The following is a 25988-nucleotide window of genomic DNA, read 5'->3' as shown; positions in this document are numbered from 1 at the left end:
AGTGCATGACGCAAGTCACGGTGAAAGAACTGGCCCAAGAGGTCGAGGCACCGGTAGAGCGCCTGCTGCAGCAGATGCGTGAGGCAGGTCTGCCGCACACCGACGCCGGTCAGGTAGTGACCGACAATGAGAAGCAGACCCTGCTGACTCATTTGAAAAGCAGCCACAAGAGCAAGGCGGAAGAGCCGCGCAAGATTACCTTGCAGCGCAAAACCACCAGCACCCTGCGTGTCGCCGGTAGCAAGAGCATTAGCGTAGAAGTACGCAAGAAGAAAGTATTCGTGCAGCGCAGCCCGGAAGAAGTCCAGGCTGAGCAGAAGCGTGAAGTGGAAGAGCGCCGTGCGGCTGAAAACGCCGTTCGTGACAAGGTTGATGCCGAAGTCCGCCAGCGCAACGAAGATCAGGCTCGCCGTCAGGCAGCCGACTCTGCTGTAGCCGCTCCTGCGCCTGCCGCCAAGCCAGAGCCGGCACCTGCCGCTGCCCCGGCTCCGGTAGTCGCCGACGCCCCGGCCTCCGAAGACGCTGCAGCCCGTGCTGCCGAGCGCAAGAAGGACGAGACCCGTCGCAACGAAAGCCGTACTCGCGATGACGATCGTCGTCGTGGCGAGGCGCCTCGTGTGTCGATCAAGGTCAAGGTCAAGGAAAAGGAAAAGGCGCCGACTCCGCGTGCCGCTCCGCGTACCACCGACGAAGAGAGCGATGGCGCTCGTCGCGGTCGTGGTGGCAAGGGCAAGCTGAAGAAGCGTAACCAGCATGGCTTCCAGAACCCGACCGGCCCCGTCATCCGTGACGTGACCATCGGCGAGACCATCACGGTCTCCGAACTGGCCAACCAGATGTCCGTCAAGGGCGCTGAAGTTGTCAAGTTCATGTTCAAGATGGGCACCCCGGTTACCATCAACCAGGTACTCGACCAGGAAACCGCTCAGCTGATCGCAGAAGAGCTGGGCCACAAGGTCACTCTGGTCAGCGACAGCGCCCTGGAAGACTCCCTGGCCGAATCGCTGAAATTCGAAGGCCAGTCCGAGTCGCGTGCGCCGGTGGTAACTGTCATGGGTCACGTTGACCATGGTAAGACCTCGCTGCTCGACTACATCCGTCGTGCCAAGGTTGCCGCTGGCGAAGCCGGTGGTATCACCCAGCACATCGGTGCCTACCACGTCGAAACCGACCGCGGCATGGTCACCTTCCTCGACACCCCGGGCCACGCAGCTTTCACTCAGATGCGTGCACGTGGTGCCAAGGCGACCGACATCGTCATCCTGGTGGTGGCGGCGGACGACGGCGTGATGCCGCAAACCCGCGAGGCCGTTCAGCATGCCAAGGCAGCTGGCGTTCCGCTGGTGGTCGCGGTGAACAAGATCGACAAGCCGGGCGCTGACCTCGATCGCATCCGCAACGAACTGTCCGTCGAAGGCGTGACCTCCGAGGAATGGGGTGGTGACACGCCGTTCGTCAAGGTTTCGGCGAAGATGGGTACCGGTGTCGACGAACTGCTCGAAGCCGTCCTGCTGCAGGCCGAGGTTCTCGAACTGACCGCTACGCCGACCGCCCCAGGCCGTGGTGTCGTGGTTGAATCGCGCCTCGACAAGGGCCGTGGTCCGGTTGCTACCATCCTGGTCCAGGACGGTACGCTGCGTCAGGGCGACATGGTCCTGTGTGGCTCCAACTATGGCCGTGTTCGCGCCATGCTCGACGAGAACGGCAAGCCTGTGAAGGAAGCTGGCCCGTCGATCCCGGTCGAGATCCTCGGCCTGGATGGCACGCCGGAAGCCGGTGACGAGCTGTCGGTAGTGGCCGACGAGAAGAAAGCCCGCGAAGTTGCCCTGTTCCGTCAAGGCAAGTACCGCGAGGTCAAGCTGGCCCGTGCTCACGCCGGCAAGCTGGAAAACATCTTCGAGAACATGGGCCAGGCCGAGAAGAAAACCCTCAACATCGTTCTCAAGACCGATGTTCGCGGTTCGCTCGAGGCGCTCAACGGTTCGCTCGGCGCTCTGGGCAACGACGAAGTACAGGTCCGTGTGATCGGTGGCGGCGTCGGTGGTATCACCGAGAGCGACGCCAACCTGGCGCTGGCTTCGAATGCAGTACTGTTCGGCTTCAACGTGCGTGCCGATGCCGGCGCGCGCAAGATCGTCGAGCAGGAAGGTCTGGATATGCGTTACTACAACGTGATCTACGACATCATCGAAGACGTCAAGAAGGCCCTGACCGGCATGCTCGGCAGCGATGTTCGCGAGAACATCCTGGGTGTCGCCGAAGTACGTGACGTGTTCCGTTCGCCGAAGTTCGGCGCCATCGCTGGCTGTATGGTCATCGAGGGTACCGTGTACCGTAACCGTCCGATCCGCGTACTGCGCGAAGACGTGGTTATCTTCGAAGGCGAGCTGGAATCGCTGCGTCGCTTCAAGGACGACGCCGCCGAAGTGCGTAACGGCATGGAGTGCGGTATTGGCGTCAAGAGCTACAACGACGTCAAGGTCGGTGACAAGATCGAAGTGTTCGAGAAAGTCCAGGTGGCTCGTACCCTCTAAGGGCGAGCTAGCCGCAAACGCCCGCTACAGGGCGGTTTGCGGCACCTCTTCAGGTAGCGCCCGGTCAGGCATTCGTCTGACCGGGCGTTTGCCGCTTTAAGTTACAGGTAGCAAGAATGGCCAAAGAATACAGCCGTACCCAACGTATCGGCGATCAGATGCAGCGCGAGCTGGCCGAGCTGATCCGTCGCGAAGTCAAGGATCCACGTGTCGGTCTGGTCACCATCACCGCCGTGGACGTCAGCCGTGACCTGGGCCATGCCAAGGTGTTCATCACCGTCATGGGCGAGGAAACGCCAGACGCCGTGAAGCAGTCGTTGAAGGCACTCAACAGTGCTGCCAGCTTCCTGCGTCTGCACCTGGGCCGCTCGATGCAGCTGCGCAGCGTGCCGCAGTTGCACTTCCACTTCGATGAAAGCGTCAGCCGCGGTGTGCACCTGTCGGCGCTGATCGAGCGTGCAGTGGCCGAAGACCGCCTGCACAAGGATACCGACGAGCTGGACACCAAGGAGTAAGCGGTGGCCCAGGTCAAACGTATCCGCCGCAATGTCAGCGGCATCATCCTGCTCGACAAGCCTCTGGGCTTCACGTCCAACGCCGCCCTGCAAAAGGTGCGCTGGCTGCTCAACGCGGAAAAGGCCGGTCACACCGGTAGCCTCGACCCGTTGGCAACCGGCGTGCTGCCGCTGTGCTTCGGCGAGGCGACCAAGTTTTCGCAGTACCTGCTCGATTCCGACAAGGGCTACGAAACCGTCATGCAGATGGGGCAGACTACCAACACCGGTGATGCTGAAGGTGAGGTGCTGCAGACCCGCGAAGTGACCGTTGGTCGTGCCGACATCGAAGCGGTGCTGCCACGTTTTCGTGGCCCGATCAGCCAGATACCGCCGATGTACTCGGCGCTCAAGCGTGACGGCCAGCCGTTGTACAAGCTGGCACGTGCAGGAGAGGTAGTGGAGCGCGAGGCGCGTTCTGTTACTATTAACCGCTTGGAGTTGCTGGAGTGCGAAGGCACTCGTGCACGGTTGACCGTAGGATGCAGCAAAGGCACCTATATCCGCACCCTGGTGGAGGATATCGGCGAGGCCCTTGGTTGCGGTGCCTATGTTGCCGAGTTGCGCAGGACCCAGGCCGGGCCCTTCGCGCTGGCACAAACGGTCACGCTCGAAGCGCTTGAACAGGCCCATGCCGAAGGCGGTAACGAAGCGCTCGATCGCTTCCTGATGCCCTCGGACAGCGGCCTGCAGGACTGGCCCATGGTGAGCCTGTCCGAGCACAGCGCGTTCTACTGGCTGCATGGTCAGGCGGTACGCGCGCCGGACGCGCCACAATTTGGCATGGTCCGGGTACAGGATCACAATGCGCGCTTCATCGGTATCGGTGAAGTGAGCGAAGACGGGCGTATTGCGCCGCGTCGGCTGATTCGGTCGGAATGACCGAAACCGCAGGGTGAGGCTTTGGCCGAACCCTACGGAATCAAGGGTGGCTGTCAGTAGGCACGGTCACACCTTTTTTATTAATACAGGGATTTGTCCCTGGCCTATTGGACCCCGCTTGCGGGATCCGTTATCAGGAGAAGCCAAATGGCCCTCAGCGTTGAAGAAAAAGCTCAAATCGTTACCGACTTCCAGCAAGCCGCTGGCGACACTGGTAGCCCGGAAGTTCAGGTTGCTCTGCTGACCGCGAACATCAACAAGCTGCAAGGCCACTTCAAGGCCAACGGTAAAGACCACCACTCGCGTCGTGGCCTGATCCGTATGGTAAACCAGCGTCGTAAGCTGCTGGACTACCTGAAGGGTAAAGACACCACTCGTTACAGCGCCCTGATCGGTCGCCTGGGCCTGCGTCGCTAATAGCGGCCTGGTCAGTGGTGTGCATGGCGTGTCTCATGCAGTGGCAGCGCTGCCTGGCAGCGTTGTCTATGGGCACGCCATGCGTATCTCCGAGGTTGGCAGCCTGGTGAAGTGGAGCGGTTTTCCGCTCTTCAGCCAGGCTCCCAGCCTCGTGTTGTATCTGGACGGTCAATGGGGCCGATTCCCCGTTCTGCCCACAAATTCGCAAGAAACCAGTTCCCCCAGAGCCACTGAAAAAGGTAGGAAACCGTGAACCCGGTAATCAAGACATTCCAGTTCGGTCAGTCGACCGTTACTCTCGAAACGGGCCGTATTGCCCGTCAGGCAACCGGCGCCGTGCTGGTTACCGTCGACAACGACGTCACCGTGCTGGTGACTGTGGTAGGCGCCAAACAGGCTGATCCAGGCAAGGGTTTCTTCCCGCTGTCGGTTCACTACCAGGAAAAGACCTACGCCGCCGGCAAGATCCCAGGTGGTTTCTTCAAGCGTGAAGGCCGTCCTTCCGAGAAAGAGACCCTGACCTCGCGCCTGATCGACCGTCCGATCCGTCCGCTGTTCCCGGAAGGCTTCATGAACGAAGTGCAGGTCGTCTGCACCGTGGTTTCCACCAGCAAGAAGACCGACCCGGACATCGCTGCGATGATCGGTACCTCGGCTGCCCTGGCCATCTCGGGTATTCCGTTCGAAGGCCCGATCGGCGCCGCCCGCGTTGCCTTCCACGAAAGCACCGGCTACCTGCTGAACCCGACCTACGAGCAACTGGCTGCCTCGAGCCTGGACATGGTCGTTGCCGGTACCTCCGACGCGGTACTGATGGTTGAATCGGAAGCCCAAGAGCTGACCGAAGACCAGATGCTGGGTGCCGTACTGTTCGCCCACGACGAATTCCAGGCCGTTATCCAGGCTGTCAAAGAGCTGGCCGCCGAAGCTGCCAAGCCTACCTGGGACTGGAAACCAGCCGTTGCCAACACCGAGCTGTTCAACGCCATCCGCGCCGAATTCGGCGAGGGCGTTTCGCAGGGCTACACCATCACCGTCAAGGCTGACCGCTACGCCCGCCTGGGTGAGCTGCGTGATCAGGCCATCGCCAAGTTCTCCGGTGAAGAAGGCCAGCCTTCGGCTGCCGAAGTCAAAGAAATCTTCGGCGAAATCGAATACCGCACCGTTCGCGAAAACATCGTAAACGGCAAGCCACGTATCGACGGCCGCGACACCAAGACCGTTCGTCCGCTGAACATCGAAGTAGGTGTTCTGCCGAAGACCCACGGTTCGGCGCTGTTTACCCGTGGCGAAACCCAGGCTCTGGTCGTTGCGACGCTGGGTACTGCCCGTGACGCCCAGCTGCTGGACACCCTCGAAGGCGAGAAGAAAGACCCCTTCATGCTGCACTACAACTTCCCGCCGTTCTCGGTGGGCGAGTGTGGTCGTATGGGCGGTGCTGGCCGTCGCGAAATCGGCCACGGCCGTCTGGCCCGTCGCTCGGTCCAGGCCATGCTGCCGGCTGCTGACGTGTTCCCGTACACCATCCGCGTGGTTTCGGAAATCACCGAATCCAACGGTTCCAGCTCCATGGCTTCGGTCTGCGGTGCATCCCTGGCCCTGATGGACGCCGGTGTGCCAATGAAGGCGCCGGTTGCCGGTATCGCCATGGGCCTGGTCAAGGAAGGCGAGAAGTTTGCCGTTCTGACCGACATCCTGGGTGACGAAGACCACCTGGGCGACATGGACTTCAAGGTAGCCGGTACCGCCAAAGGTGTTACCGCGCTGCAGATGGACATCAAGATCAACGGCATCACCGAAGAGATCATGGAAATCGCCCTGGGCCAAGCCCTGGAAGCGCGCCTGAACATCCTCGGCCAGATGAACCAGATCATTGGTCAGTCGCGTACCGAGCTGTCGGCCAACGCCCCGACCATGATCGCGATGAAGATCGACACCGACAAGATCCGTGACGTCATCGGTAAAGGCGGCGCCACCATCCGTGCCATCTGTGAAGAGACCAAGGCTTCGATCGATATCGAAGACGACGGCTCGATCAAGATCTTCGGCGAAACCAAGGAAGCGGCAGAGGCTGCCAAGCAGCGCATCCTGGGCATCACCGCCGAGGCCGAAATCGGCAAGATCTACGTGGGTAAGGTTGAGCGTATCGTCGACTTCGGCGCCTTCGTGAACATCCTGCCTGGCAAGGACGGCCTGGTGCACATTTCGATGCTGAGCGATGCTCGCGTCGAGAAAGTCACCGACATCCTGAAAGAAGGCCAGGAAGTTGAAGTGCTGGTACTGGACGTGGACAACCGCGGCCGTATCAAGCTGTCGATCAAAGACGTTGCCGCGGCGAAGGCCTCGGGCGTCTAAGCGACTGCACCGCAACAGAAAAAGGGCCCTTCGGGGCCCTTTTTTCATGGGTGGCGGGAACCTTTTGCGGACTTGCATCTTGCATGCAGGTTTACCGCGCAGATTGCAAAATGCACGACCACGCAACTGATGGCTGTGTGCTAACTATCTGATTTATAAGGGTTAAATAGAAGTCTCAAAGCTGGCACGGCACATGCAACTACCTTCATACCTGCCGCCAGGACACAGGCGCAGACCTTTCGAAAAAACAGGAGTGACCCACATGAAGAAGTTCGCCATTGCTGCCGCTACTGCTACCGCTCTGACCCTGACCATGGCTAACGCGGCATTTGCCCAACAGTCCACCCAGGCCCCCATGACGCTGGCGGCCGGTGAGGTGACCCAAGCCAAGGAAGCTACCTCTGATACCTGGATCACCACCAAGGTCAAAGCTGACCTGATGACCGAGAAAGGCGTGCCAGGCAGCGACATCAAGGTTGAAACCAACAAAGGCGTTGTGTCGCTGTCGTCCGATGTTGCCGTTACCGATTCACAGAAAGAGATGGCAGTCGCCATCGCCAAGAAAATCAAAGGCGTCAAGGCCGTGTCGGCTGATGGCCTGAAGTCCGAATAAGGGATGTCCCGTCGGCCATAAGGATTTGGCCACCTCTACTGAAGCCCTGGCCTGTGCCGGGGCTTTGCTTTTGGCGCTCAGTACACCGGGTTGCGGGCGATTACATCGCTCTCGAAGCATTCCTGCTCCAGGATCAGCGGTTCTACCAGTGGGCGGCTGTCGCGAAAGTGCGCGGTCTGGGTATGGGCTTCATACGCGGCATCGTCGCGGTAGATTTCGTACAGATAGATCAGCTCCGGGTCGACCCGGTCCTGCGACACATCGAACACCAGGCAGCCGGGCTCGCTGGCAACCGACGCGGCGGCATTGACCTTGATCGCTGCCAGAAACGCCTTCGCACAACCGGGCTTTACACGGGTCTTGATGAACAGGCTATACACAAGTCGCTCCTTTTGTTTTAAATTCGATTATGAATTGTATACAAAAAACGGAGCCTCGCGAATGTCTGAATTGCCTGCACGTCCCGGCCGCCTGAATGGCCTGCGCCATATTGCCCTGCTGGTACCCAACCTGGAGGAGTGCGAACGCTTCTACGTCGATGTGCTGGGCATGGAAGTGCTGAACCGCGCCAACGAAGACCTGGTGTACCTCACCTGCGGCAACGACAACCTTTCGCTGGGGCGGGGAGCCGGGGCGGCCAACGGTTTGCAGACCCTGGATCACTACGGGTTCATTGTGGACAGCGTGGAGGAACTGGAAGCCTGGTACCAGTACTTCAAGGCCCATGGCGTAACCTTGCTGGACAGGCCATTCAACCATGGTGACGGGGCGCGCAGCTTCCACCTGCTGGACCCGGCGGGGAACAAGGTGCAGCCGCTGTATCACCCGGCGGTGTCGGGGCAGCGGTTGGTCTGAAGCCTGTGCCGGCCTCTTCGCGGGCGCGCCCGCTCCCACAGGTATCGCGCAGGTCTGTGGTAGTGCGCGATCTCTGTGGGAGCGGGCATGCCCGCGAAGAGGTCAAGCATGCTAGAGGGGATTACTCGGCATCCAGATGCATCGGCGTCACCACCCGGCCATCGCTCTCGGGCTGGCCCAGGCTGGTATCGATGAAATACACCCGGTCATCTTCCAGCTTGCCCTTGTCCACCAGGTAATCCTTGATACTGCTGGCCCGCTCTTGGCCCAGTGTACGCAGCAGTGGGGTGCTTTCTGCCCACGACTTGATCACTGCCTCACGTAGCTTGGTGGTGCGTTCGTCGCGGCCCAGTTGCTCCCATTCGGCAGGCGGTTGCTGTTTCAGGCGCGTGCGGTAGATGCCTTCCAGCATTGCTGGCTTGTCGCTGTCGTCGACTACCAGCATCGACGCATTGGCCGGCACTTTTTCACCGCGGCGCTGGAGGATCTTGTACCAGGTGGCCTGGTATTCACGCTCCAGGCGCTGCTGGGCGATCAGCGGGCCGTCGCTGGCCTGGGCGCTGGTGCCTTCGATTTCCAGGCGCAGCTCCGGGCGCTCTTTCAGCGCCGACGCCAGCTTGTCCAGTGACGACTGGGCATCGCCGGTGAGTTCGCTGGAGCCCGGGGCAAAGGCCACGTTACCCAAGTCTTCCGAGCCACCGCCGGTAACCAACCCGCCAATGAACTTGAACGGCGCCTGTGCCGCGCGCAGCACCAGGTTGCGCAGGGTTTGCCAGACAATCGGCATCACGCTGAATTGTGGGTTGTTGAGGTCGCCGGTTACCGGCAGCTCGATCGAGATCTTGCCCTCGGTATCCTTCAGCAGGGCCACTGCCAGGCGGATCGGTAGGTCGACCGCGTCCGGGCTGTCGACTTTCTCGCCCAGTTGCAGTTGCTCCACCACTACCTTGTTCTCGGCCTTGAGTTGGCCGTTGGTAATCAGGTAGTGCAGGTCGAGGTTGAGCCGGCCCTTGCGGATGCGGAAACCGGCAAACTTGCCGGAGTAGGGCGTCAACGTGGTCAGCTCGACGCGCTTGAAGCTGGTGGCGATGTCCAGGCTGGCAAGCGGGTTGAACGGGTTGAGGGCACCCTTGATGGTAACCGGTGCGTAGCGGTCGACCTTGCCCTTGATATCGACCTTGGCCGGCAGCGGCTTGCGGTTGTCGATGGTGCCGATCTGGCCGTTGAGCTGCTGGACGGCGGTGGCGAAATTGGGGGTGAGCGACAGGTCGGCAAAGTTGGCCGAACCGTCCTTGATGTCGACTTGGCCGATGTGGATGCCCAGCGGCTTGTCGCTGCTGGCCGAGGCCGGTTTCGCCGGGCTGCTCGCCGGGGCGCCGGCCGATTGCGGGATCAGCAGGTCATTGACGTTGGTGGTGCGGTCTTCGTTGATGATGAAACGCGCATAGGGCTGTAGCAGGGTCACCTTGTCGATCGACAGTGCATCGCCGTGCACGTAGGACAAGCCGTCGACATTCACCTGCTGCCATTTGACGAAGTCGCGGCTCTTGATGGTATCCAGGGTATGCAACTGGTTGACCTGCGCCTTGCCGGTCACGTTGAACGCCAGCGGCGCGGTGTTCTTCAGGTCGACCTTGAGGTCGCTGGCGAGCATGCCGCTGCGCAACTCCAGCAGGATGAACGGGCTGATGTAGGCCTGGGCCACGCGCAGGTCGATGTCGCGAGTACTCACATCCAGCTTGGCCCATATCGGCGCCAGGTTGACCTGGCCAGCCGCCTGCAGCTTGCCTTGCTTGCCTACGCCGGTATCGAGCTTGAGCGTGAAGGGCGACTGGTTGAGGCTGTCGAAACCTTGCAGGTCGGCGTTGAGCGGGCCGATGTCCAAGGCGACAGGCTCTTTCTGGCTGCGGTCTGCCAGGTGCACCAGGTAGTTGCGCAATTGCACGTCCTTGAGCAGCACTTGCCACGGCTTGCCAGGCTCCTTGGCGGCTTTCTCTTCAGGCGTAGGCTCGGCGGCGGCAGGCTCGGCCTTTTCCTTCGGCGTGGCCTTGGCCGGTTGGCTGGCGAACAGTTTCTGCCAGTCGAGCTGGCCGTCTTTTTCCAGTGCCGCCCAGGTTTCCAGTTTTTCGCTGCGGATCTTGCCCACGCTGACAAGTTGCTTGACCAGGTCTACGGAGGTTTCGCTCACCTCCAGGCTGGCCAGGCGCGCCAACGGGCGACCGTCCGGTGCCTTGATGGCGAATGGCGCGATGCGCAGGGAGGCGTTATCCAGCAGCAGTTCGGTCTGTTTGGCGAGGTTGAGCTTGTAATGCGTATCGAGGCTGACCACGCCGTCTTCCAGCACCAGTGGCACCGCATCGCGCACGTAGGGCCAGAACAGCTTCATCTTGGCGTCGGTGACTTTCAGGGTGCCTTCGGAGGCGATCGGCGACAGGCTCAAGGTGCCTTTCCAGTCGACACGGCCACCGTTGGGGCCGTTGGCCACCAGCGTCATGTCGGCATTGTCGTTGGGCAGGGTGCTGAGGTTTTTCAGCTCCAGGTTCATGTTGTCGTAGAGGAACTCGATGGGCTCGCTGGGGCGCTGGTCCTCGAAGTGCAGGTAGCCATCGATTAGCTTGATGCTGGCAACACGTAGCGGGAACGGGTCGCTGGGCGGCTCTTCGGGTTTCGCTTCACTGGCAGGCAGCTTGAACAACCTGGTCAGGTTCAGGGTACCGTCCTTGGCGAACAGCACCTCGTTGCGTGGCTTCTCGAGTTCCACGGCTTCCAGATGCAGGGCTTTGGTCCACAGGCTGTCGAGCGAGAGGTTGGCGTACAACCGCTCGAAACCGACCTGCTCCTTGCCGGTCTCGCCGATCTGCAGGCCCCACAGCGTCATTTCGAGGCTGAAGGGGTTGAGTTCGATCCGCTCGAGGTGGGCCGGCACGGTCGCGTACTGGGCCAACTGCTGGTTGGCGATGCGCAGCGCGACACCGGGAAGGACGAGAAAGCCGAGCAGGCTGTAGAGGGCTACGAGGGCCACGATTGCGCCAGCGGCGCGAGTCAATCCTTTGTACATGTGTCGCTTCGTCTGTCTAAGCAGGAGTGCTTGGAGTATGGCACGTTAAATCAGTTCCGCAGGGGCGACCATTTGCCCTCACTCGATGCCCATGCGCCGTTTGGCCCGATGCGCCGAGCCGTCGCGCATTGCCCAGCGCAGCACAGGCGCGGTGCGTTTCAGGCCCAGGCGGATCAGGCGCTGTTGCAAGGGGCCGTGCTGCAGGCCGAGCATGGTCTGGGCCCAGCCTGGAAGCAGGTCGATGCCGGCGTGCAGCATCAGCTTGCCTACCGGCTGTGCCAGGCGGCTGGGGGCAGGGGCGTCGAGCAGGATCTGTATCACCTCATGGCTGCGCGTATCGCAGTGCAGCTGCGCGCGCATGCGTTGCAGGTAGTCTTCGACCTGCTGGCACGAACGTGGCACGTCACGGGCGCCAAGGCGTTCGGCGATCAGGGCGATTTCGTTGTAGTAGGCATCCTGCTCGGCGCGCGGCAGGTGCGGGTTGCGGTAACGCAGGTGGGCGGCGAGGAAACTGCTGACCTCCGCCACATGCACCCAGGTCAGCAGGTCCGGGTCGCTGGCGGCATAGGGGCGGCCGTCCGGTGCGGTGCCGGTGACCTGCAAGTGAATGGTGCGCACCTTGTCGATCAGCCACTCGGCATCGCCGGTGGCACCAAAGGTGGTACCGGAAATGAACTGGCTGGTGCGGCGCAGGCGGCCGAGCAGGTCTTCACGGAAGTTTGAGTGGTCCCACACACCGGCCAGGGCCAGCGGGTGGAGCAACTGCAGCATCAGTGCGCTGATCCCGCCCACCAGCATGCTCGGGAAGTCGCCATGTACCCGCCAGCTGATGCTGTGCGGGCCGAACAGTCCGGGGTCGCCCTTGGGCGATTCCAGGTCGAGCTGGCCGAGGGCCAGCCCGGTGAGGCTCATGACCTGGGTTTCGATGCGGCGGCGAAGGGCTTCCATGGCGACCTGTGGTTCAGGGCGGCCATGGACAGTGGCCGCCGGTTACTGGTTGAGGCGTTTATCAATCAGGCCCTGTACCACGCTGGGGTCGGCCAGGGTCGAGGTATCGCCCAGGTTGTCCAGCTCGTTGCAGGCGATTTTGCGCAGTATACGCCGCATGATCTTGCCTGAGCGGGTCTTGGGCAGCGCCGGGGCCCACTGGATCAGCTCGGGCTTGGCGAAACTGCCGATTTCCTTGCTGACCAGGGCCAGCAGTTCGGCCTTGAGCGCGTCGTCCGGGGCCACGCCGTTCATGGTCGTGACGAAGGCGTAGACGCCCTGGCCCTTGAGGTCGTGGGGGTAACCGACCACCGCTGCTTCGGCGACGCTGTCATGTAACACCAGCGCGCTTTCCACCTCTGCGGTGCCGATGCGGTGCCCGGACACGTTGATCACATCGTCGATGCGCCCGGTGATCCAGTAGTCGCCATCGGCGTCGCGGCGGGCACCGTCGCCGGTGAAGTAGTAGCCGGGCATGGGCTTGAAGTAGGTGTCGACCATGCGCTGGTGGTCGCCATAGACGCTGCGGATCTGACCCGGCCAGCTGGCCTTGATCACCAGCAGGCCGGCGCCGGGGCCTTCGATCAGCTTGCCTTTTTCGTCCAGCAGTACCGGTTGCACGCCGAACATGGGCTGGGTGGCGCAACCGGGCTTGAGTGACTGCGAGCCGGGAAGCGGTGTGAGCATGATGCCGCCGGTTTCGGTCTGCCACCAGGTATCGACGATGGGGCAGCGCTTTTGCCCGACTTCCTCGAAATACCATTCCCAGGCTTCGGGGTTGATCGGCTCGCCGACGCTGCCCAGCAGGCGCAGGCTTTTGCGCGAAGTACCCTGCAATGGCGCCGAGCCCTCGCGCATCAACGCGCGCAGGGCGGTTGGGGCGGTGTAGAAGATGTTCACCTGATGCTTGTCCACCACTTGCCAGAAGCGCGAGGTGTCCGGGTAGTTGGGCACGCCTTCGAACATCAGCGAGATAGCGCCATTGGCCAGCGGGCCATAGACGATGTAGCTGTGGCCGGTGACCCAGCCGACGTCGGCGGTGCACCAGAACACCTCGCCGTCGCGGTAATCGAACACCACCTTGAAGGTCATCGTCGCCTGCAACAGGTACCCGCCGGTGGTGTGCAGCACGCCCTTGGGTTTGCCGGTGCTGCCTGAGGTGTAGAGGATGAACAGCGGGTCTTCGGCTTCCATCGGTTCGGGGATGCAGTCGTCGCCAGCGTTGTCGGTTGCCTCGTGGTACCAGAGGTCGCGGCCTTCGGCCCAACTGACATCGCCGCCGGTGCGGCGCACCACGAATACACTGCTGACTGCCGGGCAACTGGCCAGGGCCTTGTCGACGTTCTGCTTCAGCGGGATGCGCTTGCCACCCCGCACGCCTTCGTCGGCGGTGATCACCGTGCGGCAGTCGGCGTCGAGTATGCGGTCACGCAGGGCGTCGGGGGAGAAACCGCCGAACACCACCGAGTGGATGGCACCGATGCGGGTGCAGGCGAGCATGGCGAAGGCAGCTTCGGGGATCATCGGCATGTAGATGCATACCCGGTCGCCTTTTTTAACCCCGCGTGCTTTCAGTGCGTTGGCCAGGCGGCAGACCTGATGGTGCAGTTCGCGGTAGGTGATGGTCTTTGCATCTTTCGGGTCGTCGCCTTCCCACAGCAGGGCGGTCTGCTCGCTGCGCTGGGCCAGGTGACGGTCGATGCAGTTGTAGCTGACGTTCAGTTGTGCACCGTCGAACCAGCGGGCTTTGCCGGTGTTCAGGTCGCATTGCTGCACGCTCGACCAGGGCTTGATCCAGTCCAGGCGTTTGGCTTGTTCGGCCCAGAAAGTGTCAGGGTCGTCGACCGACTGGCGGTAGAGGCGACGGTATTCGTCAGGGGTGAGGGCGGCGGACTGGCTGACGGCCAGGGCCTGGGGGTAATTGCGGATATCGAACATGGCGGGTGGTCCTGCTCTTGTAAGGGGCGATGGACTGCAACGGCTATTCGATAGGACAGTGTAGCTGGGAGCGGTGTTCAACCTGTGCTGACCTCTTCGCGGGTGAACCCGCTCCCACAGGGACCGCACAATTCTTGAAACCTGTGCAATTCCTGTTGGAGCGGGTTTACCCGCGAAGCGGCCCGTACAGGCGTTGGATCAACCGCGGTGACGGCCGCGGAAGTAGTTGATCAGGCCTTGGGTAGAGCCGTCTTCGGCGCTGTCTTCCAGGGTGCCGACCAAGCGTTGGTAAACACCCTTGCCCAGCTCTTTGCCCAGTTCCACACCCCATTGGTCAAAGGCGTTGATACCCCAGATCACGCTCTGCACGAACACTTTGTGCTCGTACATTGCCACCAGTGCGCCCAGGCGGCGTGGGCTGATGCGCTCCACTACCAAGGTGTTGCTCGGGCGGTTCCCCGGGATCACCTTGTGCGGGGCCAGCTTCGCGATGTCCGCTTCGTTCAGGCCTTTGCTGCGCAGTTCGGCCTCGGCTTCTTCACGGGTCTTGCCCTGCATCAGCGCCTGGCTCTGCGACAGGCAGTTGGCGTACAGCCACTGGTGGTGGTCGGCCACCGGGTTGAAGCTCACCACCGGAACGATGAAGTCGGCCGGAATCAGCTGGGTGCCCTGGTGCAACAACTGGTGGTAGGCGTGCTGGCCGTTACAGCCGACCCCGCCCCAGATCACCGGGCCGGTATCGGTTTTCACCGGGGTGCCGTCCTGTAGCACGCTCTTGCCGTTGGACTCCATGTCCAGCTGCTGCAGGTGCTTGGTGATGTTGCGCAAGTAGTGGTCGTACGGCAGGATCGCGTGGCTGTTCGCGCCCCAGAAGTTGCCATACCACACGCCCAGCAGGGCCAGCAGCACCGGCATGTTCTTGTCGAACGGCGCGGTCTGGAAGTGCTGGTCCATGGTGTGGGCACCGGACAGCAGTTCCTTGAAGTTGGCTGTGCCGATGGCCAGGGCGATTGGCAGGCCGATGGCCGACCACAGCGAATAGCGCCCACCCACCCAGTCCCACATCGGGAAGATGTTCTCTTCGCGAATACCAAAGGCCACGGCGGCGGCCTTGTTGCTGGAAACCGCGATGAAGTGGCGGTACAGCTCGGCTTCCGAGCCGCCCTGGGCCAGGTACCAGGTGCGCGCGGCCATGGCGTTTTTCAGGGTCTCGAGGGTGTTGAACGACTTCGACGAGACGATGAACAGGGTGGTTTCGGCGCGCAGGTTGGCCGACAGCTCGTGGAACTCGCTGCCGTCGATGTTGGCCAGGTAGTGGCAGCGTACGCCACGCTGGGCGTAGGGCAGCAGCGCCTCGGAAACCAGCTCGGGGCCAAGGAACGAGCCACCGATGCCGATGTTGACCACGTCGGTGATGGGCTTTTCGCTGTAGCCGCGCCACAGGCCGTCGTGGATGCGCCCGACCAGTTCGGTGATCTGGTTGAGTACCTTGTGTACTTCCGGCATGACGTTCACGCCGTTGACGCTGAGCTTGTCGCCCACGGGCCGGCGCAGGGCAGTGTGCAGCACCGGGCGGCCTTCGGAGGCGTTGATGATTTCGCCGCTGAACATCGACTTGATGGCGTCTTGCAGGCCCACTTCGTTGGCCAGGTTCACCAGCAGGTCGCGGCTTTGTTCGGTGATCAGGTTTTTCGAGTAGTCGAGGAACAGGCCGCAGCAGCTCAGGGAGAACTGGTCGAAGCGTTGGGCATCGGCGGCGAAGGCTTCGCGCATGCTGAAGCCTTGCATGGCGTCGCGGTGTTGCTGAAGCGCCTGCCAGGCGGGCAGGGCCGTCACATCGTGGGGAGTACGGTAATACGCCATTGCGCGGGGTTCCCTTGGTGCGTGGTGATGCCTTGGACACGGCAGTCATTGCCGGGTTCAGGCTGGCATCATTATAGGCAAAGGCCACGCGCTGGGAATGAGTATGACAGGGTGATTTTGGGGGCACCTGTGGGAGCGGGCATGCCCGCGAATGGGCTGCATGGCAGCCCCAGGCCGTTACGCGGTCTTCTCTTCCACATGCAGGTAAAGGTTGTCGATCAACCTGGTGTTACCCAGGTAAGCCGCCGCAATCACCACCAGGTGCCGGTCATCGATCACGGCCGGGCGCAGGCTCACGGCATGGCGCACCTCTAGATAATCCGTGCGCAACCCCGCCGCACTCAGCTGCGCCTGCCCATCAGCGACCAACGCGGCAAAGTCCCGTTGGCCACGGCCGATGGCCTCTGCAATGTGCTGCAACGTGCGGTACAGCACTGGCGCGATCGCACGCTGCTCCGGCGTGAGGTAGCCATTGCGCGACGACAGCGCCAGGCCATCTTCGGCGCGCACAGTGGGCTCGCCTATGATCTGAATCGGCATGTTCAGGTCGCGCACCATGGCGCGGATCACCGCCAGCTGCTGGAAGTCCTTTTCACCGAACACGGCAAGGTCAGGCTGGACCATGTTGAACAGCTTGCTGACTACGGTGGCCACACCTTCGAAATGCCCGGGCCGGCTGGCGCCACACAGGCCTTCGGAAAGGTGGGGCACACTGACGCGGGTTTGCACGCTCATACCGTCGGGGTACATCTCTTCGGCGCTGGGCGCGAACAGCAGGTTGCAGCCCGCCTGCAGCAGGCGCTCCTGGTCGGCGACCAGGGTGCGCGGGTACTTGTCGAGGTCTTCGTTGGCGCCAAACTGCAGCGGGTTGACGAAGATGCTGGCCACCACGAAATCGGCGCGCTGCGCAGCCTTGGTCACCAGGGCCGCGTGGCCGCTGTGCAGGTTGCCCATGGTCGGCACGAAGCCGATGCGCTTGCCTTCACCACGAGCGCGGGCGACGGCGGCGCGTAATTCGCGGACGGTCTTGACTGTATTCATGCACTGAACCCGTGTTCGCTACCTGGGAAGCTGACCTGCTTTACCGCCTCGACGTAAGCGACGAGGGCGCTGTGGATATCAGGCTGGCCTTGCATGAAGTTCTTCACGAACTTCGGCACCCGGCCGGTCAGCGACAGGCCGAGCATGTCGTGCAGTACCAGCACCTGGCCATCGGTGGCGCTGCCGGCGCCAATGCCGATCACCGGAATGCCCACGGCATTGGTAATCTCTGCCGCCAGTTCGCTGGGCACGCATTCGAGCAGCAGCATGGCCGCGCCGGCCTGTTCCAGGGCGATGGCGTCGGCGCGCATCTGGCGGGCCTGGGCTTCCTGGCGACCTTGCACCTTGTAGCCGCCCAGCACGTTGACGGTCTGCGGGGTCAGGCCCATGTGCGCACACACCGGCACGCCGCGCTCAGCCAGCAGACGGATGGTTTCGGCCAGCCATGCGGCGCCTTCGATCTTGACCATGTGGGCGCCAGCCTGCATCAGCGTGGCGCTGTTGGCAAAGGCTTGCTCCGGGGTGGCGTGGGCCATGAACGGCAGGTCGGCGAGGATCAGCGCGCCGTCGTTGCCGCGTTTGACGCTGGCGGTGTGGTAGGCCATGTCCGCCGTTGTGACCGGCAGGGTGCTGTCGTGGCCTTGCAGGACCATCCCCAGCGAGTCGCCAACCAGCAACACTTCGATGCCGGCCTGGCTGGCGGCCTTGGCGAAGGTCGCGTCATAGCACGTCAGCATGGTGATTTTTTCACCCTTGGCCTTGAGGCCATTGAGGGTGGTAAGGGTTACTTCAGGCATGTCGGAAAATCCTCGTTCAGGCGCTGTAAAAAACGACTGCATTCAACGCGTGTAGTCATCTTCCGGAGCGGCACATCATCGCGCGTGATGTTCGGGCACAGGTCCGTCCGGGCCTAAATACGGGTATGCGGCACTTTGGTGCCACACGGGACGCCTATAGTCGTGAGCGAGGTGGGGGAAGTCAATCACCCTGTTACCGCATTGTTACGATCAGGGTGTTACTGGCGTTACCGTGCCAGCGGGCAAGGCTGGAACGCCCGGTTTACAGGCGTTCAAGGCCGACGAACGGGCAGTCGTCGAGCAGTTGCGCAAGGGCCCGGCCATCGGCCAGGTGGAAATCGTCCGGTACCAGTTCGGCCAGTGGGTACAACACGAAAGGCCGGGCATGCATGTGGTAGTGCGGCACTTTAAGGCGTGGCTCGTCGAGTACCTGGTCGCCGAACAGCAGGATGTCCAGGTCCAGCGTGCGCGGGCCCCAGCGCTCCTTGCGCACGCGGCCCTGGCCGTTCTCGATGGCTTGCAGTGCATCAAGCAGCGCCAGTGGCGGCAATGCGGTGTCCAAGGCGGCGACAGCGTTGGTGTAACGCGGTTGACCGGGCAGCAGCGAATCGCTGGTGTACAGGGCCGAAGCCGCCACCAGGCGGGTCTGCTCGACCTGGTCCAGCGCCTGCAAGGCACTGCGCAGTTGCTCGGCAGGTGCGTCCAGGTTGCTGCCCAGGCCGACGTAGGCGCGAGTCTTCACTCGGGCGCCTCGTCGCCACCGCGCTTGCGTTTGCTGGCGCTGCGTTTGCGTTTACGCGGGCCGGCACCGGTGCCTTCGTCACGGCTGCCCAGCTCGCGGATCATCTCGCGGCGCTCGCTGTCGTTGGCATCCTGGTAGTCGGTCCACCACTGGCCGAGATCGTCGGTCTCTTCCCCGGCGCTTTCACGCAGCAGCAGGAAGTCGTAACCGGCGCGGAAGCGTGGGTTGTCCAGCAGCAGGTCGGCGCGTTTGCCGCTGCGCCGTGGCAGGCGCTCCTGCATGTCCCAGATCTCGCGGATCGGCAGGGTGAAGCGCTTGGGAATGGCGATGCGCGCGCATTGCTCGGCGATCAGGTCGTGTGCAGCGCCGTTCATGGCCGGGATCGGCGGCACGCCCTGGTTCTGCAGGTGCAGTACACGGGCCGGCAGGGCTGGCCACAGCAGTGCAGCGAACAGGAATGCCGGAGTTACCGGTTTGCCCTGCTTCACGCGCAGGTCGGTGTTTTGCAACGCCTGGCTGATCAGTGTGTGGGCGTAGGTCGGGCGCTCGTCCAGGGCGTGTGCACTGGCCGGGAACAATGGCTCGAACAGCTGCAGGTCGACCAGCATTTCGAAGGCGATGGCGCCTTGGCCGGAGAGGAACAACTTGAGGCATTCCTCGAACAGCCGTGCCGGCGGGATCTCGCGCAGCAGCGGGGCCAGTTCGCGGATCGGCTGGACCGTGTGCTTCTCGATACCGAAGTCCAGCTTGGCGGCGAAACGCACCGCGCGCAGCATGCGCACCGGGTCTTCCTGGTAGCGGTGGGTCGGGTCACCGATCAGCCGCAGCAGGCGGTTGCGTACATCGTGTACACCATTGGCGTAATCGAGAATGCGCTCGCTGACCGGATCGTAGTACAGGGCATTGATGGTGAAGTCGCGACGTTGCGCGTCTTCTTCCAAGGTGCCGTAAACGTTGTCACGCAGGATGCGGCCACTGGAATTGTGCGACGAACGGTGGCTGTCGCCCTGATCGTCTTCCGAGTGGGGAGCACGGAAGGTGGCAACTTCGATGATCTCACGGCCGAAATGCACGTGAACCAGCTTGAAGCGGCGACCAATGATGCGCGCGTTACGGAACTCGGCACGGACCTGTTCGGGGGTGGCGCTGGTGGCGACGTCGAAGTCCTTCGGCGTGATGCCCAGCATCAGGTCGCGGACACAGCCACCGACCAGGTAAGCCTGGTAGCCGGCGCTCTGCAGGCGTTCCACGATGTTCACCGCGTGACGGCTGAACTGGTGGCGCTGCAGCGAGTGCTGGCTCTTGTTGATCACCTCAGGCGTGGTGCGCCTGTGGTGCGGGCCCGGTACGGGCGGGCGGAAAGACTGGAACAGCTTCTTCAGCATGGGATGCACTGTGTGAAGGAATGTTCGGCCAACAATAGGAGAATGGCCGCATGATGGGCGGGGATTCTAGCATTTACTCGGGGAATGGTGTAGGCGGGTAGCAGGATGGCTGCCAGAAGGGTAGAAACGACAAGGGGAGCCTAAGCTCCCCAAGAAGTCGTTGCGTGCTCTTATTGTTTTTTTTACTGGGCTTTTTGTTTTTGTTGAGTGCCCTGTCCACAAATCTCGAAGCTTGTGGACGACCCCCAATCCAGGGGTTAAGAGCAAACGGATTGCTTTGGCCGCTGATGTCACGTTGATCTATCGATCCAACCAGTTCAGGCGCTGCTTTTTAGTGCAGTTTTTGTTGTTCTCTGCCTGGTCGTGGGGCAAGCCCCAAACACGCATCCTCTCCAAAAGAATCAGTTAGCTGCGCCTCCGCCGTCTTGTTTTTATTGTGCGTGAGCCGTTTCGTCTTGTTCTTATTTTAGGTTGCAGTGCTTGTTATTGTTTTTGTACTAAGCATATAGCAGGTGCCGTGCCAACTTTTCAAAACCCAGTAAAATCAAGGGTTTGAGGGGTTTCGGCGAAATTCTGCGGGCTGAAATCGGTGCGATTTCGTTACCGTACACCTCGGGAACTGTTACGGCGGAAAGGTTGGGTAACAGATTTTTGTGGGAACTGATGTGTTACCTGGGTGTACGCGGTGGCTGTGCTGGCCTTTTCGCGGGCTTGCCCGCTCCCACAGGATCCCCACAGGCTGCGAAGTTGTCCGGTCCCTGTGGGAGCGGGCGAGCCCGCGAATACGCCGGTGAGGCTGGTAGAGAAGGGGCAGGAGGAACCTCCTACCCCTGGCAGGCAGGTTATTCGCTGGTAGCGTTGCTCTTGCGCCGTGGAATGCCCAGGCGCTGGCGGCGTTCCCACAGGCACTTGCGGCTGACGCCTAGCTTCCGTGCCAGTTCGGTTTCGGTCATGTGGTCCTGGTGCTCGAGCACGAAGTGCTGGAAGTAGTCTTCCAGCGAAAGGTCTTCGGTCGGCTCGTGGCTGGCATTGGCAGCACTGGCCACTACCAGCGCGTTGTTGAGGATTTCGTCCTCCTCCAGGTCGCTCAGCTCGATGTCGATGCCCAGCAGCTCGGCAGAAATTTCTGCGCTCTCGCTGAGGATCACCGCGCGCTCCACGGCGTTTTCCAGCTCACGTACGTTACCCGGCCAGCTGTAATGACGAATGGCCTGCTCGGCTTCGGCCGAGAAATGCAGGTCGTCGCGGCCGATGCGCGCACTCTGGCGGGCGAGGAAGGCGCTGGCGATCTCGTTGACGTCGCTGCCGCGCTCGCGCAGGGCAGGCAGTTTCAGGGCGATCACGTGCAGGCGGTAGTAAAGGTCCTCGCGGAACTGGCCGGCCTTGGCCAGGTTCTTCAGGTCGCGGTGGGTCGCGGCGATCAGGCGCACATCGACCTTTTGCGATTGCACCGAACCTACCCGGCGAATCTCGCCTTCCTGCAGCACGCGCAGCAGGCGGGCCTGGGCCTCCAGTGGCAGTTCGCCGATTTCGTCGAGGAACAGCGTGCCGCCGTCGGCGGCTTCTACCAGGCCGGCACGCCCGGCGCTGGCGCCCGTGAAGGCGCCTTTTTCGTGACCGAACAGTTCGGACTCGATCAGTGTCTCGGGGATGGCGGCGCAGTTCACCGAGATCATCGGTGCCTTGGCCCGGCGCGACAGGTTGTGCAGGGCGCGGGCCACCAGCTCTTTACCGGTACCCGACTCGCCCTGGATCAGCACGTTGGAGTCGGTAGGCGCCACCTTGCGGATCTTGCTGTACATGTCCTGCATCGGCGGACACGAGCCGATGATGCCGATTTCGCCATTGGCCGCAGCCGCGCTGCCTTTGTCGGCCGGTGCGGCCTTGCCATTCGTGGCGCGTGGCTCGGCAGCCGATGCGGCGCCCGGGGCGTTCTGCCGGTCGCGCAGGATGCGCGCCACGGCCTGCAGCATCTCGTCGTGGTCGAAAGGCTTGGCGATGTAGTCCACCGCGCCCATTTTCATCGAGTCCACCGCCGAGCGCAGGCTGGCGTAGCTGGTCATGATCAGCACCGGGGTGCCCTGGCCGAGCTTGATCAGCTCGGTGCCGGGTGCGCCTGGCAGGCGCAGGTCGCTGACGATCAGGTCGAAGGTGGCAATGCTGAAGCGTTCCTGGGCTTCCTGCACCGAGCCGGCTTCGCTGACCTGGTACTGGTTCCGCTCGAGCAGGCGACGCAAGGCCGAGCGGATGATGGTTTCGTCTTCGACGATCAGAATGTGCGGCATTGATTCAATTCTCTCGACGGTCTCGAATTTCAGGGGACGTCGCTACGACATGCCGGGGCAGGGTCACGCGGATCCGGGTGCCACGTTGCCGTTCGATATCGGCCGGGCTGTCGATGGTGATTTGCCCATAATGCTCTTCCACGATGGAATAGACCAGAGCGAGCCCTAGTCCGGTTCCCTCGCCCGGGTCCTTGGTGGTGAAGAAGGGTTCAAACAGGCGGTCCATGATGTTCTTCGGTATCCCGCTGCCCTCATCCTCGACGATCAGGTCGACGGTATGTTCGCTGACCTCGCTGCGCACGCGTACGGCGCTGCCGGGCGGTGAGGCGTCGCGCGCGTTGGAGAGCAGGTTGATCAGCACCTGGGCCAGGCGCTGCGGGTCCCCTTCGGCCCAGTGATCCGGGTTGCAGAGGTTGAAGAACTGTACTTCGAAATTGCGCCGGTTCAAGGCCAGCAGACCGATGGCGTCCTGCGCGACTTCGGCCAGGCACACCGGTTCTTCGCTGTTCTGGTGGCTGCCGCCGGCATGGGCGAAGCTCATCAACGACTGGACGATGCGCGACACACGCTTGGTCTGGTCGAGGATCTGGCTGGACAGCTCGATGATTTCGCCATCGCCTTCGCGTTCCTCGCGCAGGTTCTGCGCCAGGCAGGCGATGCCTGTAATCGGGTTGCCGATTTCGTGGGCCACGCCGGCGGCCAGGCGGCCGATGCTGGCCAGGCGCTCGGAGTGCACCAGCTTGTCTTCCAGGGCCTGTGTTTCGGTAAGGTCTTCCACCAGCAGCACAAGGCCGCTGTTACCGGGGGCCAACGGCTCGTCGATGGCGGCCTTGTGCAGGTTCAGCCAGCGCGGCTGCCCGTCCAGTGCCAGGCGCTGCTTGTGCAGGTGTTCGTCGGGCAGGTTGATGAAACCTTGCAGCAGGCCCCGCCACGGTTCGTCGATGGTGAGCAGGCGCGAGCCGACCACGTGCTTGGCGGCGATACCGGTCAGCTCTTCCATGGCCTTGTTCCACATCAGGATTTCCTGGTCCTTGGCCAGCGAGCAGACGCCCATGGGCAGCTCCTGCAGGGTCTGGCGGTGGTAACGGCGCAGGGCATCGAGCTCGGCGGCCAGGCCGGTCAGGCGCGAGTGATAGTCTTCCAGGCGGCTTTCGATGAAGTGGATGTCTTCGGTCACGTAGTTTTCGTTACCGGACTTGTAGGGCAGGAAGGTTTCAACCATGTCCTGCGCCACGCTCGGCCCCATCAGGCCTGACAGGTTGGCCTCGATGCGGTCGCGCAGGCGGCGCAAGGCGTAGGGGCGACGCTCGTCGAACGGCAGGTAGAGGTCACGCAGGGCCTGTTCCACTTCCTTTTGTGCGGCCTTGGCGCCCAGCGGCTTGGCCAGTTGGGTGGCGAACTCCTGCGGCGAGGCGGCGTGCAGCTCGCGCCGCTGCGGGCGGCGTACGTTGTCCACGGCGCAGGCTTCGGCCGCGCTGACTTCCTCTGTGCTGGCGTTGGTGAACAGCGAGATCAGGGTGAACAGCAAAACGTTGGCCGCCAGCGAGGCAATGGCCGCCATGTGCCAGCTGGTATCGTCCAGCACATAGATCATGTCCAGCAGCGGGATGTAGAAGCCCTGCAGATTGCCCAGCAGCGGCAGCAGCATGGTCACCATCCACACCAGGGTGCCGGCCAGCAGCCCGGCGATGAAGCCGCGGCGGTTGGCGGTGGGCCAGTACAGCACCGACAGTACGCCCGGCAGGAACTGCAGGGTGGCGACGAAGGCGACGATGCCCAGGTTGGCCAGGCTCTGGTGGTTGTTCTGGGTCAGGTAGAACATGAAGCCGGCGGTGATGATGGCGACGATCAGCGCGCGGCGGGTCCACTTCAGCCAACGGTAGATATTGCCTTCGGCCGGGGGCTGGTACAGCGGCAGCACCAGGTGGTTGAGGGCCATGCCCGACAGCGCCAGGGTGGTGACGATGATCAGGCCGCTGGCGGCCGACAAACCGCCGACGTAGGCCAGCAGTGCCAATGCTTCGTTGTTGGCGGCAATCCCCAGGCCCAGGGTGAAGTACTCGGGGTTGGTAGTGGCGCCCAGGCGCAGGCCAGCCCACAGCACCAGCGGCACGGCCAGGCTCATCAGCAGCAGGAACAGCGGCAGGCCCCAGCTGGCACTGACCAGCGAGCGCGGGTTGAGGTTTTCGGTGAAGGCCATGTGGTACATGTGCGGCATGACGATGGCCGAGGCGAAGAAGACCAGCAGCAGGGTGCGCCATGGGCCTTCCTGCAGCGGGGTGTGCAGCGCGGCCAGGGCGGTCTGGTTCTGCAGTAGCCACACTTCCAGCTCGTGCGGGCCACCGAATACGCCGTACAGGGCGTAAAGCCCGATACCGCCCAGGGCCAGCAACTTGATCACCGACTCGAAGGCGATGGCAAACACCAGGCCTTCGTGTTTTTCGCGCGTGGCGATGTGCCGCGAGCCGAAGAAGATGGTGAACAGGATGATCAGCGTACAGAAGGCAAAGGCCACCCTGGCCTTGACCGGCTCACCGGTGAGGATGCTGATCGAGTCGGCCACCGCCTGGATCTGCAACGCCAGCAACGGCAGCACGCCGATCAGCATGATGATGGTGGTGAGCGCCCCGGCCCAGGTGCTGCGGAAGCGAAACGCCAGCAGGTCGGCCAGCGATGACAGCTGGTAGGTGCGGGTGATCTTGAGGATCGGGTAGAGCAGCACCGGTGCCAGCAGGAACGCGCCGGACACCCCCAGGTAACAGGCAAGGAAGCCGTAGCCATATTGGTAGGCCAGGCCCACCGAGCCATAGAAGGCCCAGGCACTGGCGTACACGCCCAGCGACAGGGTGTAGGTGAGCGGGTGGCGAATGATCGAACGCGGGATCAACCCCCGCTCGCTGATCCAGGCCACGCCAAACAGCACCATGAGGTACCCGGCGCTGATCAGGATCATCTGGGTCAGGCTAAAGCTCATCGGCATCTCGTTGGCTCTGCAGGATGAAGGTGACGACGATCAGGATCAGCCAGAGCAGGTAGGGGCGGTACCAGGCTCCGGTCGGTTCGATCCACCAGTCCATGATGGCCGGGGAGAACAGGTAGATCCCCACGACCAGAAGCAGGACCAAACGATAGATGTACATGCTGGCCTCGATGGTTGGGCGGTGCGGGCTTGGACTTATTATTGGCGCAAATGGCGGGGGGGATGCTAGCGGGAATCCACAGCGTTCGCCAAGGTTTTGAAATTATTGGGCTTTTGTTTTTAGGGGGCTTTGCCTGTGCCGGCCCTTTCGCGGGCATGCCCGCTTGTATGGTTAGACTTGAAGGGGTGGTGGGACTAAATGCCCGATTCTGACTGTTCACAGCAGTACAGACCGTGGGAGACATCGCCCCACCCCTTCCACCAAAGCGCCGATAAAGAATGCATCGTTTGCAAACGACGATAGAAGCAAGCCAGCGCCTCTTGGTGAAACCCCTTCAAGCCAAAAAACCATAACGTGAGGAGGCTCCCGTGGCAATGCAGGTTGGCAAATTGATCGTGGGTGCGGATGTCGCGAAAGCAGAATTAGTGATTCATCACGATGATCGCGATGAGATCTTCAAGGTGAAAAATACCAAACCGGAAATCAAGAAATGGCTGAAGCAACAGCCTCTCAACACGGCAATTGCTGTTGAGGCGACCAAT

19 protein-coding genes and 1 pseudogene are annotated in these 25988 nt (G+C 62.3%); 8 read left to right on the top strand and 12 right to left on the bottom strand.

What is annotated here, in order from left to right:
- The first annotated feature begins 5 nt into the window (after window positions 1-5).
- The 6 genes from infB (at window position 6) to WF331_RS19615 (ending at window position 7355) form a co-directional block, all read left to right on the top strand.
- Window positions 6-2534: a translation initiation factor IF-2 gene (gene infB, locus WF331_RS19640; RefSeq protein WP_016501636.1), complete on the top strand. Its 2529-nt coding sequence runs from the start codon at window positions 6-8 to the stop codon at window positions 2532-2534.
- 116 nt (window positions 2535-2650) lie between these two features.
- Window positions 2651-3049, top strand: coding sequence for a 30S ribosome-binding factor RbfA (gene rbfA / locus WF331_RS19635; protein WP_016489165.1), 399 nt, complete (start codon window positions 2651-2653; stop codon window positions 3047-3049).
- 3 nt (window positions 3050-3052) lie between these two features.
- Entirely contained in the window at window positions 3053-3970 is a 918-nt protein-coding gene (truB, locus tag WF331_RS19630; RefSeq protein ID WP_016501634.1) for a tRNA pseudouridine(55) synthase TruB, read from the top strand.
- Between the two features lie 147 nt (window positions 3971-4117).
- Window positions 4118-4387, top strand: a complete 270-nt coding sequence (rpsO, locus tag WF331_RS19625) for a 30S ribosomal protein S15 (RefSeq protein WP_012274241.1) — start codon at window positions 4118-4120, stop codon at window positions 4385-4387.
- 249 nt (window positions 4388-4636) lie between these two features.
- Window positions 4637-6742: a polyribonucleotide nucleotidyltransferase gene (pnp, locus tag WF331_RS19620; protein ID WP_016501633.1), complete on the top strand. Its 2106-nt coding sequence runs from the start codon at window positions 4637-4639 to the stop codon at window positions 6740-6742.
- A gap of 262 nt (window positions 6743-7004) precedes the next feature.
- Entirely contained in the window at window positions 7005-7355 is a 351-nt protein-coding gene (locus WF331_RS19615; RefSeq protein ID WP_016501632.1) for a BON domain-containing protein, read from the top strand.
- A 77-nt stretch (window positions 7356-7432) separates the two neighbouring features.
- Here WF331_RS19615 and WF331_RS19610 read toward each other — a convergent pair whose 3' ends face one another.
- Window positions 7433-7735, bottom strand: a complete 303-nt coding sequence (locus tag WF331_RS19610) for a putative quinol monooxygenase (protein ID WP_016501631.1) — start codon at window positions 7733-7735, stop codon at window positions 7433-7435.
- A gap of 61 nt (window positions 7736-7796) precedes the next feature.
- Between WF331_RS19610 and WF331_RS19605 the strand changes: the two genes are divergently transcribed.
- Window positions 7797-8210 (top strand): VOC family protein, encoded by a 414-nt coding sequence (locus WF331_RS19605; protein WP_010955354.1) that lies wholly within the window; start codon window positions 7797-7799, stop codon window positions 8208-8210.
- Between the two features lie 121 nt (window positions 8211-8331).
- Here the strand turns inward: WF331_RS19605 and WF331_RS19600 are convergent, their stop codons facing one another.
- The 11 genes from WF331_RS19600 to WF331_RS19550 form a co-directional block, all read right to left on the bottom strand.
- Window positions 8332-11268, bottom strand: a complete 2937-nt coding sequence (locus tag WF331_RS19600) for a DUF748 domain-containing protein (RefSeq protein ID WP_340623225.1) — start codon at window positions 11266-11268, stop codon at window positions 8332-8334.
- 78 nt (window positions 11269-11346) lie between these two features.
- Window positions 11347-12216 (bottom strand): oxygenase MpaB family protein, encoded by an 870-nt coding sequence (locus WF331_RS19595; RefSeq protein ID WP_061202870.1) that lies wholly within the window; start codon window positions 12214-12216, stop codon window positions 11347-11349.
- A gap of 42 nt (window positions 12217-12258) precedes the next feature.
- On the bottom strand, window positions 12259-14193 hold the full coding sequence (gene acs / locus WF331_RS19590; protein WP_016501627.1) for an acetate--CoA ligase: 1935 nt from the start codon (window positions 14191-14193) through the stop codon (window positions 12259-12261).
- Between the two features lie 198 nt (window positions 14194-14391).
- A complete protein-coding gene (gene pgi / locus WF331_RS19585) occupies window positions 14392-16056 on the bottom strand; it encodes a glucose-6-phosphate isomerase (protein WP_169725164.1) in 1665 nt (554 codons plus the stop codon).
- A 177-nt stretch (window positions 16057-16233) separates the two neighbouring features.
- The gene (panC, locus tag WF331_RS19580) at window positions 16234-17097 is read right to left on the bottom strand and encodes a pantoate--beta-alanine ligase (RefSeq protein WP_340623224.1); all 864 of its coding nucleotides are present in this window, start codon (window positions 17095-17097) and stop codon (window positions 16234-16236) included.
- On the bottom strand, window positions 17094-17894 hold the full coding sequence (panB, locus tag WF331_RS19575; protein ID WP_019470466.1) for a 3-methyl-2-oxobutanoate hydroxymethyltransferase: 801 nt from the start codon (window positions 17892-17894) through the stop codon (window positions 17094-17096). The genes panC and panB overlap by 4 nt, the downstream gene beginning before the upstream one ends.
- Window positions 17895-18156: 262 nt before the next feature.
- Window positions 18157-18636: a 2-amino-4-hydroxy-6-hydroxymethyldihydropteridine diphosphokinase gene (gene folK / locus WF331_RS19570; RefSeq protein ID WP_049276398.1), complete on the bottom strand. Its 480-nt coding sequence runs from the start codon at window positions 18634-18636 to the stop codon at window positions 18157-18159.
- On the bottom strand, window positions 18633-20021 hold the full coding sequence (locus WF331_RS19565) for a polynucleotide adenylyltransferase PcnB (protein ID WP_016501622.1): 1389 nt from the start codon (window positions 20019-20021) through the stop codon (window positions 18633-18635). The genes folK and WF331_RS19565 overlap by 4 nt, the downstream gene beginning before the upstream one ends.
- 842 nt (window positions 20022-20863) lie before the next feature.
- Window positions 20864-22306, bottom strand: a complete 1443-nt coding sequence (locus WF331_RS19560) for a sigma-54-dependent transcriptional regulator (RefSeq protein WP_340623223.1) — start codon at window positions 22304-22306, stop codon at window positions 20864-20866.
- A gap of 4 nt (window positions 22307-22310) precedes the next feature.
- The gene (locus WF331_RS19555) at window positions 22311-25286 is read right to left on the bottom strand and encodes a sensor histidine kinase (protein ID WP_162471775.1); all 2976 of its coding nucleotides are present in this window, start codon (window positions 25284-25286) and stop codon (window positions 22311-22313) included.
- Window positions 25270-25446, bottom strand: a complete 177-nt coding sequence (locus WF331_RS19550) for a hypothetical protein (RefSeq protein WP_003250005.1) — start codon at window positions 25444-25446, stop codon at window positions 25270-25272. Before WF331_RS19550 ends, WF331_RS19555 begins: the two co-directional genes overlap by 17 nt.
- A 368-nt stretch (window positions 25447-25814) precedes the next feature.
- Between WF331_RS19550 and WF331_RS19545 the strand changes: the two are divergent.
- Window positions 25815-25988 (top strand): annotated as a pseudogene (locus WF331_RS19545) (IS110 family transposase); the annotation flags it as partial.

This window comes from Pseudomonas sp. YNh (assembly GCF_037993085.1).
Taxonomy (GTDB): domain Bacteria; phylum Pseudomonadota; class Gammaproteobacteria; order Pseudomonadales; family Pseudomonadaceae; genus Aquipseudomonas; species Aquipseudomonas putida.
This window is presented reverse-complemented; position numbering and strand designations above follow the sequence as displayed.

Excerpts from the sequence above, each read along its gene's own strand:
- infB (WP_016501636.1), top strand. The coding sequence starts at position 6 with ATGACGCAAGTCACGGTGAAAGAACTGGCCCAAGAGGTCGAGGCACCG.
- rbfA (WP_016489165.1), top strand. The coding sequence starts at position 2,651 with ATGGCCAAAGAATACAGCCGTACCCAACGTATCGGCGATCAGATGCAG.
- rpsO (WP_012274241.1), top strand. The coding sequence starts at position 4,118 with ATGGCCCTCAGCGTTGAAGAAAAAGCTCAAATCGTTACCGACTTCCAG.
- WF331_RS19615 (WP_016501632.1), top strand. The coding sequence starts at position 7,005 with ATGAAGAAGTTCGCCATTGCTGCCGCTACTGCTACCGCTCTGACCCTG.
- WF331_RS19605 (WP_010955354.1), top strand. The coding sequence starts at position 7,797 with ATGTCTGAATTGCCTGCACGTCCCGGCCGCCTGAATGGCCTGCGCCAT.
- WF331_RS19600 (WP_340623225.1), bottom strand. The coding sequence starts at position 11,268 with ATGTACAAAGGATTGACTCGCGCCGCTGGCGCAATCGTGGCCCTCGTA.
- WF331_RS19595 (WP_061202870.1), bottom strand. The coding sequence starts at position 12,216 with ATGGAAGCCCTTCGCCGCCGCATCGAAACCCAGGTCATGAGCCTCACC.
- acs (WP_016501627.1), bottom strand. The coding sequence starts at position 14,193 with ATGTTCGATATCCGCAATTACCCCCAGGCCCTGGCCGTCAGCCAGTCC.
- pgi (WP_169725164.1), bottom strand. The coding sequence starts at position 16,056 with ATGGCGTATTACCGTACTCCCCACGATGTGACGGCCCTGCCCGCCTGG.
- panC (WP_340623224.1), bottom strand. The coding sequence starts at position 17,097 with ATGAATACAGTCAAGACCGTCCGCGAATTACGCGCCGCCGTCGCCCGC.
- panB (WP_019470466.1), bottom strand. The coding sequence starts at position 17,894 with ATGCCTGAAGTAACCCTTACCACCCTCAATGGCCTCAAGGCCAAGGGT.
- WF331_RS19565 (WP_016501622.1), bottom strand. The coding sequence starts at position 20,021 with ATGCTGAAGAAGCTGTTCCAGTCTTTCCGCCCGCCCGTACCGGGCCCG.
- WF331_RS19560 (WP_340623223.1), bottom strand. The coding sequence starts at position 22,306 with ATGCCGCACATTCTGATCGTCGAAGACGAAACCATCATCCGCTCGGCC.
- WF331_RS19555 (WP_162471775.1), bottom strand. The coding sequence starts at position 25,286 with ATGCCGATGAGCTTTAGCCTGACCCAGATGATCCTGATCAGCGCCGGG.
- WF331_RS19550 (WP_003250005.1), bottom strand. The coding sequence starts at position 25,446 with ATGTACATCTATCGTTTGGTCCTGCTTCTGGTCGTGGGGATCTACCTG.